The sequence below is a fragment of the Streptomyces sp. NPDC001137 genome, from assembly GCF_040298885.1.
In the GTDB taxonomy this organism is placed as follows: Bacteria; Actinomycetota; Actinomycetes; order Streptomycetales; family Streptomycetaceae; genus Streptomyces.
The window spans coordinates 125,584-140,988 of the sequence record NZ_JBEPBA010000002.1; the positions used below are offsets into that span (position 1 = coordinate 125,584).

16 protein-coding genes are annotated in these 15,405 nt (G+C 71.2%); 12 read left to right on the plus strand and 4 right to left on the minus strand.

Annotated features, from left to right (window positions below; genetic code table 11):
- Positions 1-43: 43 nt before the first annotated feature.
- The 4 genes from ABT254_RS03570 (at position 44) to ABT254_RS03585 (ending at position 5,294) form a co-directional block, all read left to right on the plus strand.
- Positions 44-1,666, plus strand: coding sequence for an FUSC family protein (locus ABT254_RS03570; protein ID WP_351463076.1), 1,623 nt, complete (start codon positions 44-46; stop codon positions 1,664-1,666).
- A gap of 77 nt (positions 1,667-1,743) precedes the next feature.
- Positions 1,744-2,286, plus strand: a complete 543-nt coding sequence (locus ABT254_RS03575; protein ID WP_351463078.1) for a MarR family winged helix-turn-helix transcriptional regulator — start codon at positions 1,744-1,746, stop codon at positions 2,284-2,286.
- Positions 2,287-2,382: 96 nt separating this feature from the next.
- Positions 2,383-4,998, plus strand: a complete 2,616-nt coding sequence (locus tag ABT254_RS03580; RefSeq protein WP_502971923.1) for a cellulosome protein — start codon at positions 2,383-2,385, stop codon at positions 4,996-4,998.
- Positions 4,999-5,000: 2 nt separating this feature from the next.
- A complete protein-coding gene (locus ABT254_RS03585) occupies positions 5,001-5,294 on the plus strand; it encodes a DUF1905 domain-containing protein (protein ID WP_351464052.1) in 294 nt (97 codons plus the stop codon).
- Here the strand turns inward: ABT254_RS03585 and ABT254_RS03590 are convergent, their stop codons facing one another.
- A complete protein-coding gene (locus tag ABT254_RS03590) occupies positions 5,295-6,059 on the minus strand; it encodes a VOC family protein (RefSeq protein WP_351463082.1) in 765 nt (254 codons plus the stop codon).
- 176 nt (positions 6,060-6,235) lie between these two features.
- On the opposite strand from ABT254_RS03590, the gene ABT254_RS03595 reads away from it, so the two are divergent.
- Together ABT254_RS03595 and ABT254_RS03600 are read left to right on the plus strand one after the other, a co-directional pair.
- Positions 6,236-7,180: a GNAT family N-acetyltransferase gene (locus tag ABT254_RS03595; protein WP_351463083.1), complete on the plus strand. Its 945-nt coding sequence runs from the start codon at positions 6,236-6,238 to the stop codon at positions 7,178-7,180.
- A 64-nt stretch (positions 7,181-7,244) separates the two neighbouring features.
- Positions 7,245-7,841: a response regulator transcription factor gene (locus ABT254_RS03600; RefSeq protein ID WP_351463085.1), complete on the plus strand. Its 597-nt coding sequence runs from the start codon at positions 7,245-7,247 to the stop codon at positions 7,839-7,841.
- Here ABT254_RS03600 and ABT254_RS03605 read toward each other — a convergent pair.
- Both ABT254_RS03605 and ABT254_RS03610 read right to left on the minus strand, forming a co-directional pair.
- A complete protein-coding gene (locus ABT254_RS03605) occupies positions 7,771-8,220 on the minus strand; it encodes a hypothetical protein (RefSeq protein ID WP_351463087.1) in 450 nt (149 codons plus the stop codon). The genes ABT254_RS03600 and ABT254_RS03605 overlap by 71 nt on opposite strands.
- Before the next feature lie 408 nt (positions 8,221-8,628).
- Complete coding sequence (locus ABT254_RS03610; RefSeq protein WP_351463089.1) at positions 8,629-9,021, minus strand: VOC family protein; 393 nt, start codon at positions 9,019-9,021, stop codon at positions 8,629-8,631.
- 70 nt (positions 9,022-9,091) lie between these two features.
- Here ABT254_RS03610 and ABT254_RS03615 point away from each other — a divergent pair, with 70 nt between their 5' ends.
- Positions 9,092-9,631 carry a GNAT family N-acetyltransferase gene (locus tag ABT254_RS03615; RefSeq protein WP_351463091.1) on the plus strand — a complete coding sequence of 180 codons (540 nt, stop codon included), beginning with the start codon at positions 9,092-9,094 and terminating at the stop codon, positions 9,629-9,631.
- A gap of 20 nt (positions 9,632-9,651) precedes the next feature.
- Here ABT254_RS03615 and ABT254_RS03620 read toward each other — a convergent pair whose 3' ends face one another.
- Positions 9,652-10,335, minus strand: a complete 684-nt coding sequence (locus ABT254_RS03620) for a glycerophosphodiester phosphodiesterase (RefSeq protein WP_351463093.1) — start codon at positions 10,333-10,335, stop codon at positions 9,652-9,654.
- Between the two features lie 393 nt (positions 10,336-10,728).
- On the opposite strand from ABT254_RS03620, the gene ABT254_RS03625 reads away from it, so the two are divergent.
- The 5 genes from ABT254_RS03625 to ABT254_RS03645 all read left to right on the plus strand — a co-directional run bounded on the left by ABT254_RS03625 (position 10,729) and on the right by ABT254_RS03645 (position 15,141).
- Positions 10,729-12,126 carry a DUF6421 family protein gene (locus ABT254_RS03625; protein ID WP_351463095.1) on the plus strand — a complete coding sequence of 466 codons (1,398 nt, stop codon included), beginning with the start codon at positions 10,729-10,731 and terminating at the stop codon, positions 12,124-12,126.
- Between the two features lie 41 nt (positions 12,127-12,167).
- Entirely contained in the window at positions 12,168-12,917 is a 750-nt protein-coding gene (locus ABT254_RS03630; protein WP_351464055.1) for an SDR family NAD(P)-dependent oxidoreductase, read from the plus strand.
- Positions 12,914-13,984, plus strand: a complete 1,071-nt coding sequence (locus ABT254_RS03635; protein WP_351463097.1) for a threonine aldolase family protein — start codon at positions 12,914-12,916, stop codon at positions 13,982-13,984. Before ABT254_RS03630 ends, ABT254_RS03635 begins: the two co-directional genes overlap by 4 nt.
- Before the next feature lie 63 nt (positions 13,985-14,047).
- On the plus strand, positions 14,048-14,476 hold the full coding sequence (locus ABT254_RS03640) for a hypothetical protein (RefSeq protein WP_351463099.1): 429 nt from the start codon (positions 14,048-14,050) through the stop codon (positions 14,474-14,476).
- A gap of 71 nt (positions 14,477-14,547) precedes the next feature.
- Positions 14,548-15,141: a transglutaminase domain-containing protein gene (locus ABT254_RS03645; protein WP_351463101.1), complete on the plus strand. Its 594-nt coding sequence runs from the start codon at positions 14,548-14,550 to the stop codon at positions 15,139-15,141.
- Positions 15,142-15,405: the final 264 nt, after the last annotated feature.

Here is a 15,405-nt window from a genome sequence, read left to right on the forward strand (position 1 = left end):
CCGAAATCATTTACGAGTAAAACACCTGCTAAGCTCATGAACCGTGAACCGTGTGACCCCCGCCCCGCCACCACGTGTCCGCCCTCTCCCGCTGGCCGGCGTGCTGCGTGTGGGCCGTCCCGCGGACATCTGGTTCAAGCCCGCGCTGAGCGTGGTCGCCTCGGCGGCGCCGCCCAATCTGGCCCTGCTGGCCCTCGGCCGGCTCGACCTGGCGATGTACACGATGGCCGGGTCGCTGTGCGCGCTGTACGCCCACCACCGCCCCTACGCCGCCCGGGCCCGCGCCCTGGCCTGGGTCGTCCTCGGCATGGTCGGCGGTCTCGCCGTCTCCCTGGTCGCCGCCTCGCTCACCGGCAGCGCCCTCGTGCTGGTCACCATCGGCGCGCTGCTGGCCGCCCTGCAGAAGGCGCTGTGCGACGCGACCCGCATCGGCCCGCCCGGCAATGTCGTGCCGACCTTCATCACCTCAGCGTCCCTCTTCGCCCCGCAGACCCTCGGCCAGGTCCCCGCCCATCTCGCGCCGGCGCTCGCCGCGGGCGGCTGGGCCTGGGTGGTCGGCATGGCACCCGGGCTGCTGCGCCCGCACGGACCCGAGCGCCGGGCCACCGCGGCCGCCCTGAGGGCCGCTGCCGCCTACGCCGTCACCCGCGGCGCCGGCGCCGGCCACGCCCGGGCCCGTGCCGCGGCGGCCGCCGCCGTCCAGGCCGCCTGGCAGTCGCTCCTGTCCACCCGTGACACCCGCACCCGGCGCGCCCTCGAACGCCTCGTCGTCCGCGCCGAAGTGGCCCTCGCCGCCCCCGCCGACACCGACCCCGAGCAGCTGCGCGCCTGGGCCCGCGAGCTGACCGGGACCGGACCCGTCCCGGAGGTCCACGACCCGGCGGCCACCGCCGAACTCCTCGGCGTGGACGCCGAACTCGCCGTCCCGCGCCGCCCGTTGTGGCAGCGGCTCGGCCCGCTCGCCCCGATCGCCGTACGCACCGCCCTGGGCTGCGCCCTCGCCGGCTACACCGCCCTCGCCCTCGGGATCGGCCGCCCCTACTGGGCCCTGGTCACCGCCGCCTCCCTCTACCAGGCCAATCTCACCCTCACCTGGAGCCGTGGCGTCCAGCGCGTCGTCGGCAACCTCGTCGGCGTGCTGCTCTACGCCGCCGTCGTCCCGCTCGCCCACCTCGGCCCGGCGGCTCTCGTGCTGTGCTGCCTCGCCTTCAACTTCGGCGCCGAGGCCCTGATGGGCCGCAACTACTGGCTCGGCAGCGTCTGTGTGACCCCGATGGCCCTGCTCATCACCGAGTTCACCCGCTTCCAGGAGCCCGGGCGGCTGATCACCGAGCGGGTCGTCGACACCCTCGTCGGCGCCCTGGTCGGCCTCCTCGCCGCCGTGGCCGTCACCAACCGCCGCGCGGGCGACCGCGTCGAGCAGGCACTGGCCGCCGCCGAGCGCGCCCGCGAGCACACCGCCCGCCTGCTGGCCGAGCCCGCCCCCGCACCCGCCGCGCTGGAGGCCGCCCGGCGCTCCCTCGCCGCCGCCCTGGCCGACCTGCGCGCCACCGTCGACGCCGCATCCGGCGAGTGGTGGCAGCGCGCCCTGCCCCAGGAGCGGGTCGTGCGCGCCGAGCAGGCCGGACACCGTACGCTCGCGGCGACGGCAAGAGCCTGTGGCTGAACCCCGGCCGGGGGCCGGCCACAGGCTCTGGGACACCAGGGACTGCACCGGAGCGCGAGAGCGGAGGGCGTACGGCCATGACGGCAGCGAACGGACGGCAGGCGGGGACGACCAGGGGCGAGGACACCGTCTCCGCGGTCGTCCGGCAGTGGCAGGCCGTCCACCCCGACCTCGACACCGGCCCCATGGAGATCATCGGCCGTATCAACCGCTGCGCCGCCCTCCTCCAGCAGGCCGAGGACGCCCCCCTGCGCCGGGCCGGCCTCAGCCGCCCCGAGTTCGACCTGCTCGGCGCGCTGCGCCGCACCGGCCACGAGCTGACCCCCGGCGAACTCGCCCGCGAGACCTTCTCCTCGGGTGCCGCCGTCACCAAACGCCTCAAGCAGCTCACCGAGCGCGGCCTGGTCGAGCGCCGCGGTGACACCCGCGACCGGCGCGTCGCCCACCTCCGCCTCACGGACGCCGGCCGCGATCTCGTCGACGGCATCCTCCCCGAGCAGCTGGCCTACGAGACCTCCGTGCTGGCCGCCCTCGATCCTTCGGAGCAGGGCGAACTGGCCGGGCTGCTGGGCGAGTTGCTTCTCCGGCTCGAGGGCCGCCTGGGCGCGCTTCGCGTCTGAACGGCCGCCTCCGGAACTTTCGGGATCCGTGTGCCCGTTGACGTGATCGACAACGACTCCCTACGTCGACCAGGCCGGTTCGGATCGCCGACTGGCATACGACATGCCGAACGAAAGACCGATGCTGTGACAGCCGAAACGCTCACTGTCGATCTGGGCACGGAGACCGGCCCCTTCCACGGCGGCGCGAGCGGCACGCTCTACGGCCTCTACGGCGACGGCGTGCCCAGCCGGGCCGTCGTCGAGGGCATGTACGTCCGCACGGTCACCACCAAGGCGCAGGACGGCGTCCAGCACCCCGGCGCCGACGCCCTGGAGATCCTGCCGCCCTTCGTCGCGGCGGGCGGCCAGGACCTCTACGTCTACCTGACCGACATCCACCGCGGCTTCCCCTACGAGTGGCCGGGCGCCACCGGCGAGGAACGGCTCACCGCCTACCTGGCGAACATCCGCCGCCAGGTCGCGCAGGTGCGGACGATGGGCGCGCTCAAGTCCCATGTCGTGTACGTGCCGTTCAACGAGCCCGAGGGCAACATGTTCGGCACGGGGGAGTGGAGCTACGACCGGGTCTCCTGGCACACCGAGCCGGGCCCCTACTTCACGGCCTGGCAGCAGGCGTACCACCTCATCAAGGGCCTGGACCCCCAGGCGCGCATCGCCGGCCCGAACACCTGCGTCCTCTATCCGGAGGTGCGCGGCTTCCTGGAGTTCGCGCGGGAGCACGACGTGCTCCCCGACGTGATCACCTGGCACGAGCTGTCCTCTCCGGACGAGGTCCGCAGAAACGTCGCCAAGTACCGGGAGATGGAGCGGGAGTTGGGCATCGGGCCCCTGCCCGTCAATCTCAACGAGTACGCACACAACTACCATCTGTCCGTCCCCGGGCAGATGGTCCAGTGGATCGCAGCGATCGAGGAGTCCAAGGTCGACGCCGACATGGCGTACTGGAACATCGCAGGAAACCTCAACGACTCGGCGGTCGAGGCCAACAAGGGGAACGGCCAGTGGTGGCTGTTCAACGCCTACGGGCAGCTGTCCGGCCACACCGTCCGGGTCACCGCACCGCACCCCGACGTCCAGTACACGCTGCAGGGCGTCGCCACCCTCGACCGGCTGAAACGGCAGGCCCGCGTGCTGTTCGGCGGCGCGAGCGGAGCCGCGAACCTGGTCCTCGAAGGCGTGGACGCCGACCTGTTCGGCGCGACCGTCCACGTACGCCTCCAGGAGATCGCCTGGAGCGGCCAGGTCGGCGCGAGCGCCCAGCCCTTGCGACTGCTCGACGCCGAACTGCCCGTGAGGGACGGTCGGGTGACGCTGACGCTCACCGATCTCGACGAGATGTCCGCCTACCAGCTGCTCGTGGCCCCCGGCGGCCACGGCGCCGCGCTGCTGCCGCCCGCGGCGGGCCGGCGGCTGACCTACGAGGCCGAGGACGCCACGTACACCGGGGGCGGCTACGTCAAGCACGGCCCCGAGGGATCCCCCTCCGACGTCGACAAGTTCGCGACGTCCGGCGGCCACCACATCGGCGGCCTGCGCACCGGCTCCGACGGCGTGCTCGCCTTCGACGTCGTGGTCCCGCGGGACGGGACGTACGACCTGCGGGTCTTCGCCAATTCCCACAACCTGGCCGATCTGGTCCGCGAGCACGGCCCGACCAACGTCTTCCTGCGCGTCGACGGCAAGGACGCGCGTGAACTGCGGCTGCCGCTCGGCTACAAGTGGGCGGTGTGGGGCCACACCGACACCGAGGTCGAGCTGACCGCCGGCCCGCACCGGATCACCCTCGCCGCGCGGGACCCCGACCTCGGCACGACCAAGGGGGACGCGGTCGTCGACAAACTGGACCTCACCCTGCGCGACGACCAGGAGGACCTGTACGACGCCGAGTTCACCGCCCTCGATGCGGGCGCGCAGGTGAGTTACGCCAACCTCGGGGCCTCCGGTCCCGGCACCGCCGTCCTGCCCCGAGGCGGCACCGTCACCTTCTGGGTGCATGCGGCCGACGACGGCGAGGCGACGGTCACCGTCGACCTGCTCGGCCCCGGGGAGGGCCTGCTCACGGTCAACGGCGAGGAGCTCGGACGCGTGCAGCGAGGTCCCGTCCCGCTCTTCCTGGCCGGCGGCATCAACAAGGTCACCGTCACCGGGACTTCGGACCGCCTGGTCGTGGACCGGCTGCGCGTCGGCCCCTCCCGCGGGCTGCTGCCCACGGGGGTGTTCGCCGCCGAGGAAGGCATCCTGACCGGCACCGCAAGGGTGACGGGACACTCGTACGCCACCGGCGGCAAGGCCGTCGACGGCATCGGCGCCGGCCCGGGCAACGCGCTCACCCTGACGGTGACCGCCGAGCGCGCCGGGGGCCACGCGCTCACCATCCGCTACTCCAACGGCGAGCAGGCGCCCGCCACCCACTACAACCCCGACCCGGTCTGCCGCCACGCGGACATCTCCGTCAACGGCGCCGCCCCGCGCCGCGTCCTGTTCCCCACCACCTTCCACTTCAACAACTTCTGGAACCTCTCGGTCCCCGTGACCCTCCATCAGGGCAGCAACACGCTCACGTTCACCGCCGACGAACTCCCCGACTTCGACGGCCGCACCAAGAACGCATACGGCCAGCGCTCGGCGTACGCCCCGGTCATCGACCAGGTGACGGTGACCCCGCTTGCCGAGGCGCTCTATCGTGACGGGCACGAGGAAGGGGCCTGATGCTGGAGTTCACCTTCGTCGGCCGGGTGATCGAGTGGCGCGGCCCGGCGCCCTACTACTACCTGCCCGTGCCCGACGAGGAGTCCGCGGACATCCGTGAGGTCGCGGCGCAGGCCAGCTACGGCTGGGGCGTGATCCCCGTGGCAGCACGGATCGGCGAGGTCGACTTCGAGACCTCGCTGTTCCCCAAGGACGGCGGCTACCTGCTGCCCCTGAAGGCCGCTGTCCGGAGGCCCCGGCAGATCACCGTCGGCGACGAGATCACCGTGGAGATGACCGTCCGGCTCCCGCACTGATCAGTGCTCGTCGCCCGCCCGGTACACGCCGAACACCGCGGCCTGCGGATCCCGCAACACCGCGATCCGCGGCCCGTCCGGCACCGAGGTGGGCTCCATGAGGACGGTGCCGCCCGCCTGCGTCGCCGTGGCCGCGCAGGCGTCCACGTCGGCCACCGCGAAGTACGGCAGCCAGTGCGGCGGCACCTCGGGCGGGAACTTCTCGTCCATGCGCACCATGCCGCCGAAGTCCGCGCCGTCGATGCCCCATTGCGGGTAGTGCTCGCAAGCGCCGACACTCCAGCCGAACACGGTTGTGTAGAAGCTCTCGGCCCGCTCGGGCGCGCGGGTCAGCAGTTCGACCCAGCCCAGTGAGCCGGGTGCGTTGAACAGTCCGGCACCCGGGAAGGCCCGCGCCTGCCACAACTGGAAAGCGGCACCACCCGGATCGAGCGCCACCGCGAATCGGCCCAGGTCGAACACGTCCATCGGGCCCAGCAGAACCGTCCCGCCGGCCGCGGTCACCTCCGCGATGGCGGCATCCGCGTCCGCCACCGCGAACGACACGTTCCACGCCACGGGCTGCGACTCCTGGTACAGCGGGGTCAGCGCGGCGACCGCGGCGTCCCCGAGGTGCGCGACCGTGTATCCGCCCGCCTCCTGACGCGGATCCGTCTCGCTGCGCCAGCCGAACAGCTCCGCGTAGAACCGCTTGGCCGCCGCCAGATCGCTGGTCCCGAGCTCGGTCCAGCAGGGCCCGCCGGTCACCGGCTTGTCGAGCTTCATGGTGTCCTTCCGAAGCCATGGGCGAACAATGGCCCCTCCAGCACGCTAAGCCCGGCCCCGCCCTGTGGCCATCCGGCCGAACCCCTCGCGCCCGGCGCCGCCCCCGACGTACCCTCGGCCACGTACCGCACCGCGTGGCGGCCTCCAGCTCTCGTCCTTGTCCCGGAGGTTTCCGCATGCCCGCGCTCACGGTGCGCCCCTTCCGCCGCGACGACCGCGACCAGCTCACCGACCTGATCAACGCACACGTCGCCGCCGTCGTCCCCGGTGTCTCCGTCTCGGTGAACACCGTCCTCAGTGACCTGGAGCGACAGCCCGGCGAGTTCATCACCGACCCCTGGGTCGCCGAGCGCGTCACCCTCGTCGCCGAGCAGCGCCGCCACGTGGTGGCCGCCGCCCACCTGCTGCGCTACCGCTCCGGCGCGGAGGTCGGCGACCACTACCGCGACGCCGGTGAGATCGACTGGTTCGTGTGCCGGCCACCGGCCTCCTTCTGGCCCGACGCCGAGGTGGCCGCGGACCGGCTGATGGCCGCGTGCCTGGCCCAGTTCGCCCGCTGGGACGTCCGCGCCCGGTACGCCGACGGCGCTCTCCCGGCCCCGATCGTCTACGGCCTGCCCCGCAACTGGCCGCACATCCGCGCCGTCTACGAACGCTCGGGCTTCCGCCACGTCGGAGACACCGAGGTGGTCCTGATCGCGCGGGTGGCCGACCTGCCGGCCCTCGAACCCCTGCCGGGCGTGAGGTTCGAGCGGTCGCTGGGGGAGTGCGGCACCCGTCTCACCGCCTGCGCCGACGCACGCGCCGCGGGCTTCATCGAGGTCGACACCGCCCTGTCCCGCCCCGAACGGCACGCCCGCGCGGCAGGCCGCGCCGACATCGGCAACCTGCACATCGATCCGGCCTTCCACGGCGAGGGACTGGAGCGACAGCTGCTCGCCCAGGCCGCGGACTGGCTGCGCCTGTGCGGCACGGACCGTCTCTTCGCCTACGAGCCGGCCGACGACAAGGAAGCCGTCGACCTCCTGCTCGCCGCGGGTTTCCGGGAGCTGACCCGTACCGACCGGCGCTGGGAACACCGCCCGCGCGGGACTGGTCGGGCCGCGGGACGACCGAACTGAAATTCCGGACACAAGGGTCGATAATTTTCTTCAGGTCTGCGGAGGGTGGACGACATTGATCCGCGTGCTTCTCGTCGAGAACACCCGCCTCGTGCGGGGAGCCTTCGCCGCCCTGCTCTCCCGCGAGGACGACATCGAGGTCGTCGCGGAGGCCTCGGGCGACGGCGAGGTGCTGGCGCGGGCACTGCTGTGCCGCCCCGACGTGGCCGTGATCGACGTCGACTCCAAGGAGGGCGAGGAACTCGCCGCGCGGGGCGAGCTGAAGCGGCGGCTGCCCGAGTGCCGAGTGCTGCTGATGATGGCCTCGCCCACACCGGCGCGGCTGCGGCGCATGCTCGATCTGCGGGCCGCCGGGGTGATCAGTACGAACGCTCCGGCGGACCGGTTGGTCCACGGCATCCGCAAGCTGGTCAGGGGGCAGCGGTTCATCGACCCCGAGTTCGCGCTGGCCGCGCTGGAGGCGGGAGCGAACCCGCTGACCCCGCGGGACGTGGAGATCCTGCGGCTGACCGCCGACGGCGTCCCCACCCGGGAGGTCGCCGAGCGGCTGTCCTTGTCCGTGGCCACGGTCCGCAACCACCTGTCGGCGATCACCAGGAAGATCGGGGGGCGTACCCGGATCGACGCCATCCGGATCGCGAGGGAGTCGGGCTGGATGTGACCACCGCGCCGAGCGGTGCCACGGTGTCCAGGCTCGCCGCGACATCGAGCACGGGCACCCGCCGGGCCTGGAAGAACGCGCGGGCCGGCCCGATCCGCTGCGCCTTGCCGCCGGAGACCGGGGTCTCGGCGACGCCGCTGGCGCAGCCCGCCGGCATGTGGCGGATGAACACGTCGGCCCGGGCCGCCCGGCCCCGCGCCCCGAAGGCGCTGGCGTCGGCGACGGTCTCACCGAGCAGCACCGGGCGTTCGAAGCCGTACGCCGTCGCCTGCCTGAGCTCGTCACGGCGAAGGCGGCACAGCGGGACGCCGGCGAACAGCACCTCGCCCCCGTCCGGGTCGAGGTAGGCGCCCGGCCGGCGCGGCCAGCAGCGACTCACCGGCCCCGGAGCGCCCCACGACGGCGACGAGAGCGCCGCCGGGGACGACCAGACCGAGGTCCCTGAGCAGGGGACCGCCCGTCCCCAGCATGGTCACCTGCCGGGACTCCAGCCTTCCGGGGCCTTCAGGGGGGCTTTCGTGGCCATGGGCCACGGGGGGGTAGGGCCGGCACTTCAGCGATCCGCCCCATCGTGACGCATGTCCACGGGGTTGCTCCTGTGCTTCGTAGAGCACTCTGGCGTTGTGGGGAATGTTCACCCGGGATCACTCACGAGCATTCCAGAGTCGGCCGCCGTGGCATACCAACTTTCGTCACGCGTACGGCGTGAAGTTGTCTCCCCGGACCGTGAACCCCTCCCTTGGGACCGGGAGAAACGGCGGTACCGGGGCCGACTGGTTCCGGGTGCTCAGATCCCCGGCCGATAGCGCATCGGATGGTCCGCCGGCACCTCCACCAGCACGATCCGTGTCCCGTCCGGGTCCGCGATCCACATCTCGACCAGCCCCCACGGCTCCTTCACCGGCGCCCGCACGATCTCGACACCCTTGGCCCGCAGCTCCTCGTGCGCCGCGGCCACGTCCTCGACCTGCAGCCACAACCGTACGGCGGGGGAGGCCGGGGTCTCGGAGCGGCCCGAGACCTCCAGGAAGCCGCCGCCGAGGAAGTAGACGGTGCCGCGCTGCGGCCCCGTGCCGAACTCGCGGTAGACGGCGAGGCCCAACTGCTCGCCGTAGAACGTGCGGGAGCGCTCGGGATCGCTCGGCTGGAGAAGGGTCCGGCTGCTGAGAACGTGCACCATGCATACGGAGCCTAGTGGCAGGGTTACCCTCGTCCCTGCCTGTGCCGAGCCGGAAACCGGAGTGACACCCATGGAGACCACCGCCGACGGACTGACCTTCCGCGACGCCACCGACGCAGACGTCGACGTGCTCGTCGCGCTGATCGAGTCGGCGTACCGCGGGGACTCCAGCCGGGCCGGGTGGACCACCGAGGCGGACATCCTGCAAGGGCAGCGCACCGACCCCGAGGGCGTGCTCGCCGTGATCAAGTCGCCCGACAGCCGACTGCTGACGGTCGAGCGGGACGGCACCGTCGTCGCCTGCTGCCAGCTCGAACACCGCGGGGAGCACGCCTACTTCGGGATGTTCGCGGTCAGCCCGCAACTGCAGGGCGCGGGCCTCGGCAAGGTGATCATCACGGAGGCGGAGCGCACGGCGCGCGAGAGCTGGGGTGTGCGCGAGATGCACATGACCGTGATCTCCGTGCGTGGCGACCTCATCGCCTGGTACGAGCGCCGCGGATACCGCCGTACGGGAAGGATGACCCCGTTCCCGTACGGCGACGAGCGCTTCGGCATTCCGCTCCGCGACGACCTGCAGTTCGAGCTACTGGTCAAGGAGCTGGTCTGATCAAGGAGTTGGTCTGAGGCTCAGGCTGTGAAGCGGCCGGTGCGCTTGATCTCCGGGTAGTCGGTGGTCGCGCCGTCCAGCTGGAGCGCCCGGACGAGCCGCAGATGGTCCTGGGTGTTCACCACCCACCCGATGATCCTCAGGTCCGCCTTGCGGGCCTGCTCCACGATCTCAAGGGTGAGGCGGCGGATGTTGAGGCAGACGGTCGCGGCACCGGCTTCTACGGCGCGCTCCACGATGTCGGTGCCGTAGCGGCTGCCGATCAGCGCGGTCCGTACGCCCGGCACCAGACGCGAGACCTCGGCGATCGCCTCGTCGTGGAACGAGGACACCTCGACCCGGGCGACGAGGTCCCGTTTGAGCATGACCTCGGCCAGCGCCCGTGCCGCCGCGATGTCCTTGATCTCGGCCTGCAGCGGGGCCCGCACCGCTTCGAGGACCTCCTCGAAGACCGGGACGCGCTCGCCGCGGCCCGCGTCCAGGGCGCGCAGCTCGGCAAGGGTCTTCTCGGCGATCGGGCCGGTGCCGTCGGTCGTACGGTCCACGTCGGTGTCGTGCATGACGACGAGGGCGCCGTCCTTGCTCAGATGCAGATCGAGTTCGATCACGTCGAGCCCGGCGTGCTGGGCGGCGACGAAGGAACGGAGGGTGTTCTCGGGCTCGGTACCCATGACTCCGCGATGACCGATGGTAAGGAAGTTCAAGGTTCAACTCGCTTCCGTCGACGGCGGCTCGGCTCCGCGCGCGGACCGGAGCGGACGGCCGCGCGGGCAGAGCCGCAGCCTAACGGCCCGGCCCGGCGATGAACCCGGTCGTACACGGGGGATCGGCGTGCCGCCGGGGGCGGGCCTGGCCTGTACCCGTCGGGGATCACCCGGGCGTGGGCGAGTCCTTCCGGTATTGACCGGTGGCCGGTTTCGACGCTCCGCCGCCGGGTAGCCGCGCGATACCCAAATGTCTGCCGGATGGGTTTCCGGCAGGAAAAAGTTCGGTGACCAAGGAGAAGCGCAGGATAATCTCCCGAGGCTCCTCTTGCTGAGAGGAAGTCCGTATGTATACGGTCTCCATACGCGAGCTTCTCCCGTGGAGGATGGGACATGACGGAAATTCTTGTGCAGGCGGCTTCGGGGGAACAGGTTCCTCCCGTGACCAGGGTGGTCGAGCACCCGGCCTGGCCCGTGCTCAAGAATGCCGTGGAGCAGATCCGGCCATGGCAGTCCAAGGACGGATCGATCGACCTCGGGGCCGACGGTGCCCCCGGGCGCCCGGAGGCCGAGGCGGCCGTACGGCGTCTCGTGGCGGCCGTCGAGGAGCTCTCCCCGCTGCTCCCGCACGACGCCGACTATCACGAGGCGCTGGCCAAGGACCTGCTCCGGTGGGCCGAGGGCGGCTTCGAGGTGCCCGACTTCCTGGACTCGCTGCTGGCCTTCCAGCCCGCCGCGAACCGCGTGGACGGCCTGCAGCACCTGGTCGTCTTCCCGATGTACACGCAGAACGGCAACCCGGACCGCAACCTGGAGGCGGTCGTGCTGCGCATGGTCTGGCCCGACTGGCTGGCCGAGCTGGAGCGCACCCGCTACGACAACCCGCTGTTCTGCGGCATCAAGTTCGAGGACTTCACGGCCGGCTACGACACCAACTCCGCCGTCCTCTTCCCGGAGACCATAGCCGTGCGCGAGGCGCCGGAACGTTTCTCCTGGGGTGGCATCTTCTGCGACCGCGAGGCCGCACGCTTCCGCCGCGTGACCGACGCCGCCGTCGACATCCTGGGCCTCGACCTGCCCGAGGACATCGCCGCGATGGTCCACGACCAGAAGCGCTGCGAGGAGGCCTTCGTGCTGTGGGACATGGTCCACGACCGCACCCACAGTCGCGGCGACCTGCCCTTCGACCCGTTCATGATCAAGCAGCGGCAGCCGTTCTGGATGTACGGCCTCGAAGAGCTGCGCTGCGACCTCACCGCCTTCAAGGAGGCCGTGAAGCTGCAGGCCGGCGGCGTCCCGCAGGCCCGTGACGTGCAGTACGCAGTGCTGTTCGACCGCATGTTCCGCTTCCCCGTCACCGGCGAGCGCGTGCGCAACTACGACGGTCTCGGCGGCCAGCTCCTCTTCGCCTATCTGCACAAGCACGACGTGATCCGCTGGACCGACAACAAGCTGCACATCGACTGGGACCGGGCCCCGCAGGTCACCAACCAGCTGTGCGCCGAGATCGAGGACCTCTACCGGGCCGGCATCGACCGTCCGAAGCTGGTCCACTGGTTCGCCGCGTACGACCTGGTGTCGCAGTACCTCGCCCCGCACCCCGGCTCCCGCTGGGCCAAGGGCCCGGACGCCCTCGACCTGAGTCAGCCGCCGCGAAAGCTCGTCGATGACGTGCTTCCGGACGAGTTTCCCCTGAGCATGTTCTATGAGGCCCTCTCCAAGAAGCTGAAGAACGTGATCGCCTCCACCAAGGGCATCACGGCAAAGAGCGCCGAGCGGGTCGCAGCGTGAGCGACCGCAACACCAGAACCACTGCTCAGGAGGCGAAGACCATGGCGGGGAACGGAGCTCTCAGCGGTGCGGTGATCGCGGTGGCCGGAGCGGGCGGACCCGCCGGGCGCGCGGCACTGATCCGGCTCGCGGAGGCGGGCGCGACCGTCGTCGCCGCGGACAACGACCCGGAGCGGCTCGCGGAGGCCGTGGACGCGGCCCGTTACGCGTCCGGTGGCGCCACCGTGACCGGTGAGCCCGTCGACCTGCTGGACCTGGAGTCCACGCGGGAGTGGGCCATGCACATCGAGAAGGAGTTCGGCCGTGTCGACGGCCTGGTCCACCTCGTGGGCGGCTGGCGCGGCGGCGAGACCTTCATCAAGACCAGCCTCGACGACTGGGACTTTCTGGAGCTGCTGCTCATCCGCACCGTGCAGCACACCTCCCTCGCCTTCTCCGAGGCGCTGCAGCGCAGCGAGCGCGGCCGCTACGTCCTGATCAGCGCGGCCGGCGCGACGAACCCCACCGCGGGCAACGCCGCGTACGCCGCCGCCAAGGCCGCCGCCGAGGCGTGGACCCTGGCCATGGCCGACTTCTTCCGCAAGGCGGGAGGCGCCGAGGGTCCGACGTCGGCGGCTGCGATCCTGGTGGTCAAGGCGTTGGTGCACGACGCGATGCGCGCCGAGCGACCCAATGCGAAGTTCGCGGGCTTCACGGACGTCAAGGAGCTGGCCGAGGCCATCGCCGACGTCTGGAACAAGCCCGCCGCCGAAGTGAACGGAAAGCGTCTGTGGCTGACCGAGAAGCCGTGAACCCCCCGAGGACCGACGCGCGGCGCCATCACGACCCGCAGGTCCGCGGCTTCGCCAGCGACAACTACGCCGGGGCCCACCCGGAGGTGCTCGCCGCCCTGGCCCTGGCCAACGGCGGGCATCAGGTCGCGTACGGCGAGGACGACTACACCGAGAACCTCCAGGCCATCATCCGCAGCCACTTCGGGGCCACGGCCGAGGCCTTCCCGGTCTTCAACGGCACGGGCGCGAACGTCGTCGCGCTCCAGGCGGTCACCGACCGCTGGGGCGCGGTGATCTGCGCCGAGAGCGCGCACATCAACGTCGACGAGGGCGGCGCGCCGGAGCGCATGGGCGGCCTCAAGCTGCTGACGGTCCCGACTCCGGACGGCAAGCTCACTCCCGAACTGATCGACCGGCAGGCGTACGGCTGGGACGACGAGCACCGTGCGATGCCGCAGGTCGTCTCGATCACCCAGAGCACGGAGCTCGGCACGCTCTACACGCCGGAGGAGATCCGCGCGATCTGCGAGCACGCCCACGCGCACGGCATGAAGGTGCACCTGGACGGCTCCCGGATAGCCAACGCGGCCGCGTCCCTGGACGTGCCGATGCGGACGTTCACCAACGCGGTCGGCGTCGACATCCTCTCCCTGGGCGGGACGAAGAACGGCGCGCTGTTCGGCGAGGCGGTCGTCGTCATCAACCAGGACGCCGTCCGGCACATGAAGCACCTGCGCAAGCTGTCCATGCAGCTCGCCTCCAAGATGCGCTTCGTCTCGGTGCAGTTGGAGGCCCTGCTCGCCAAGGACCTGTGGCTGCGCAACGCCCGCCACTCCAACGAGATGGCCCAGCGCCTGGCCGAGGGTGTGCGCGCCGTGCACGGGGTGGAGATCCTCTACCCGGTCCAGGCCAACGGGGTGTTCGCCAAGCTCCCGCACGATGTGAGCGAACGGCTGCAGAAGCGGTTCCGCTTCTACTTCTGGGACGAGGCCGCGGGCGTGGTGCGCTGGATGTGCGCCTTCGACACCACCGAGGAGGACGTGGACGCGTTCCTCGCGGCGCTCAAGGAGGAAATGGCGCGTTAGGTCTGCGTCAAGCCTCCGCGGCGGCGGTGTCGTCCCGGGAATTCCGGCGGTATGCCATGAGGCATGGACAGGACCATCCGCAACCCGTGGACGAACGGGCTGAGCTGCGTCGGGATCCTGATGCTCGGCGCAGTGGTCCTCAGCCTCGTCACCGAGGCCCCGGAGTCGGTGCAGCCCTTTCTTCTCCCCGCGCCGGCGGTGGCTGTGACATGGCTGGCCTGGCGCGCCCTCTCCAGCCGGCTGCGGGTGTCCTCGGAGGGCATCCGCAGCCGTGGTCTGTGGCGGACCCGGTTCGTGGCGTGGGACGACATGGTGGTGGTCGAGAGCAGGATCGACTGGTCGACGAGGGGCGCCCTGTGGGAGCTTCCGGTGGCCATCCTCCTCGACGGCAGTGTCGTGAGCCTCACGGGCGTGTACGGGCTGCGCAGCGAGGGCGAGTCACGAGTCGATCGGATCGCGAAGGAGCTGAACAGGATGTGCGACGAGAGCTGAGTGATGCATGGGTATGCAGAGCTCTGCAAATTGATTGACGGGCGGTGATCGCATTCCTATGCTCTGCAGGCATGGAGCTGATCCAGAACACCCCTGACCTGTCCGCCTACTTGGCTGCTGACGAGGTCGTCGACCATGACCATCCAATGGTACGGGAGACGGCCGCCCGGCTCGCCCGGGACGTATCGGACTCGTATGCCTATGCGCGGTCCGCCTTCGAGTTCGTGCGCGACACCATCCCGCACTCCCAGGACTCGGGCGACCTGCGCGTCACCTGGCGGGCCTCCGACGTACTTCGGCATGGCACCGGCATCTGCCACGCCAAGGCCCACGCCCTCGCCGCCCTGCTGCGGGCCGAGGACATCCCCACGGCACTCTGCTACCAGAGGCTGGCGCACGACGACGGTGACGGCCATGCCGTGCACGGCCTGATCGCCGTCCGCTTCAACGGCGCCTGGCACCGGCAGGACCCCCGCGGCAACAAACCGGGCGTCGACGCCCAGTTCTCCCTCGAGGGCGAGCGACTGGCCTGGATCCCCGATCCGCAGTCCCATGAGGTGGACTATCCGCACCTGTACGCCGAACCGCATCCGGCGGTCATCGGCGCCCTCAAGGCCGCCCCCGACCGGCCCGGTCTCTGGAAGACGCTCCCCACCGCACTCTGAGGCGGACCGTGACGCCGGCGCACGGCCAGGTCAACGGGCCCAGCGCCGGGGGGAGTTCGGCCCGCCTTAACGGTCGCGCCCCGCACGAGGACCCGCACATGGTCGCCTGCGCGAGATCTGCACGCTGTTCGGCTCCAAGCCCTCGCGCACCGCGACTCGGGCGAGGCGTCGGCGAAACGGGCCCCGTCGGACGCTGGACTGCCCGGACTTGGTGACGCCGGCCGGTGGCGAGGGGGCCGTCGAACACCCCGACGCGGGCGAGGT

Excerpts from the sequence above, each read along its gene's own strand:
- ABT254_RS03625 (WP_351463095.1), top strand. The coding sequence starts at position 10,729 with ATGACGGAAATTCTTGTGCAGGCGGCTTCGGGGGAACAGGTTCCTCCC.
- ABT254_RS03640 (WP_351463099.1), top strand. The coding sequence starts at position 14,048 with ATGGACAGGACCATCCGCAACCCGTGGACGAACGGGCTGAGCTGCGTC.
- ABT254_RS03615 (WP_351463091.1), top strand. The coding sequence starts at position 9,092 with ATGGAGACCACCGCCGACGGACTGACCTTCCGCGACGCCACCGACGCA.
- ABT254_RS03645 (WP_351463101.1), top strand. The coding sequence starts at position 14,548 with ATGGAGCTGATCCAGAACACCCCTGACCTGTCCGCCTACTTGGCTGCT.
- ABT254_RS03595 (WP_351463083.1), top strand. The coding sequence starts at position 6,236 with ATGCCCGCGCTCACGGTGCGCCCCTTCCGCCGCGACGACCGCGACCAG.
- ABT254_RS03630 (WP_351464055.1), top strand. The coding sequence starts at position 12,168 with ATGGCGGGGAACGGAGCTCTCAGCGGTGCGGTGATCGCGGTGGCCGGA.
- ABT254_RS03575 (WP_351463078.1), top strand. The coding sequence starts at position 1,744 with ATGACGGCAGCGAACGGACGGCAGGCGGGGACGACCAGGGGCGAGGAC.
- ABT254_RS03590 (WP_351463082.1), bottom strand. The coding sequence starts at position 6,059 with ATGAAGCTCGACAAGCCGGTGACCGGCGGGCCCTGCTGGACCGAGCTC.
- ABT254_RS03610 (WP_351463089.1), bottom strand. The coding sequence starts at position 9,021 with ATGGTGCACGTTCTCAGCAGCCGGACCCTTCTCCAGCCGAGCGATCCC.